The organism is Candidatus Frankia nodulisporulans (genome assembly GCF_902806475.1).
In the GTDB taxonomy this organism is placed as follows: domain Bacteria; phylum Actinomycetota; class Actinomycetes; order Frankiales; family Frankiaceae; genus Frankia; species Frankia umida.
The window spans coordinates 1-1509 of record NZ_CADCWS010000468.1 but is presented as its reverse complement, the minus strand read 5'-3'; the positions used below and the strand labels follow the sequence as shown (position 1 = coordinate 1509).

The following is a 1509-nucleotide window of genomic DNA, read 5'->3' as shown; positions in this document are numbered from 1 at the left end:
GGACTTACGCACTGGAACGACAACGGGTGAGATCGACGCTGTACGGACCTGCCTCACCGATCAGGTCAAGGCTCATGCCGTCCGGGTTGAGGCGCCACGACCCCCAGCTTTCCCGGTCGGTCAGAGATGGTTCGGCGAGGAACTTTTCGAGGCTGGTGGCGGTGATGTCGTCGGGGGCGCTGCTCGGGTGGATGCGGCTCATCGGGGTCCTTCCGGGTACCGGTCGGTCGTGGTGTCAGGTGCCGGTTTCGTCGAACCACGGCCGCGGAACGGGGTCGTCCCAGTCGCTGGCGGTGGGGTCGTCGTCGGGGCTGTCGAGGTCCCAGCCGGGTTCGACAGGGCCGGATTCGGATGGAGCGGGCGTTTCTTGCCATCCAGAAGGGCTGTAGACGGGCGGAATGGTCTTTCCCCTGTCGAGCCCCGGCCACGGTTCTGGGACGACTGGGAGGGCTGTCCGGGCCTGTCGGGGGTCGACCGCCGGCCGCCGGCCTTATGCGGCCAGGGCGATCCGCCGGCACTCGGCCATCACCGCCGATGAACATCACGGGGGAAATCTCACGCCGCATGCTCACAACGACACCATCGCCGACCATGTCGGCTTCGCCGAGCGTCGCCGCGCCTGCAACGTCGCCAGCGCAGACACCATCACCGGCACCGGTGGCCTCGCCGTCACCGACCGAACTCGATTCGGACACGGCAGGGGCGAACGGGCCGTACACCCCACCGCCGTCGCCGTGGCCCGTGGGCGCGCACTGCACCCATGATCCTTCGCTGACGTTCGCCGGGCCCTACGGCGGGGTGCGGTGCGTCAACGGCGTATGGACAGGGGCGGGATCAGGCCACCGGAGCGCCGGTGTGCATCCACCCCGGCAAGATCGGTCTCCCGCCCGGTCGGTATGCCTCGGCGGGCCACCGGTGGCCGGAACCGGTCGAGCTGGGGCCGGATCCTGGGCCGATGCCGCAGGACCTGGCGCTACTTGCTCGGTGGATGACAGCACGGGTCCGCCATGCTGGTGCCGGCGAGGCGGAGACGGTGCTCGCTGACGCGGAACGGGAGGCGGCCCGCAGCTTTCCGGCCGACATCGTTGTCGCCGCGCTGCGGGCCGCGATGGCCGCGATGTGACGTCAGCGGCCGAAGGTGAGCCAGTGCAACCGGCCACCGCCCTGGATTCCGATGGACTCGTAGTGCTCGTACAGGATGCCGAGGCGGCGGCGGGTCTCGGCCTTGCCGAGCCAGTAGCGGCGCGGCGGCTCGCCCCAGCCGGCTGCCCGGTGGATCTGGTCGGTGTAGCCCTCGGTGTCGTAGCCGAACCGTTCGTTGTCGGTGGAGTGGATGAACGTCACTGACAGATCGGCCTGGACGCGGGACAGGACTGTGAACTGGGCGGTCAGGGCGTGCACCATCTCGTCGACTGGTGCGGCCACGTCCAGCTCGGCGGCCTTCTCGTCGCCGGTCAGCTCATAGACGGCGGCCTTCATCGCCATCGTGCGCAGCGCCTCGACGAACAG

At 69.4% G+C, this 1509-nt stretch carries 2 protein-coding genes and 1 pseudogene; 1 reads left to right on the top strand and 2 read right to left on the bottom strand.

Annotation, left to right across the window (positions count from 1 at the left end; genetic code table 11):
* Window positions 1-4: 4 nt before the first annotated feature.
* Window positions 5-202 carry a hypothetical protein gene (locus tag G6R24_RS20865; protein ID WP_163550823.1) on the bottom strand — a complete coding sequence of 66 codons (198 nt, stop codon included), beginning with the start codon at window positions 200-202 and terminating at the stop codon, window positions 5-7.
* Window positions 203-955: 753 nt separating this feature from the next.
* On the opposite strand from G6R24_RS20865, the gene G6R24_RS21755 reads away from it, so the two are divergent.
* Complete coding sequence (locus G6R24_RS21755; protein WP_192029225.1) at window positions 956-1123, top strand: hypothetical protein; 168 nt, start codon at window positions 956-958, stop codon at window positions 1121-1123.
* Window positions 1124-1125: 2 nt separating this feature from the next.
* Here G6R24_RS21755 and G6R24_RS20855 read toward each other — a convergent pair.
* Window positions 1126-1509: pseudogene (locus G6R24_RS20855) on the bottom strand (hypothetical protein); the annotation flags it as partial.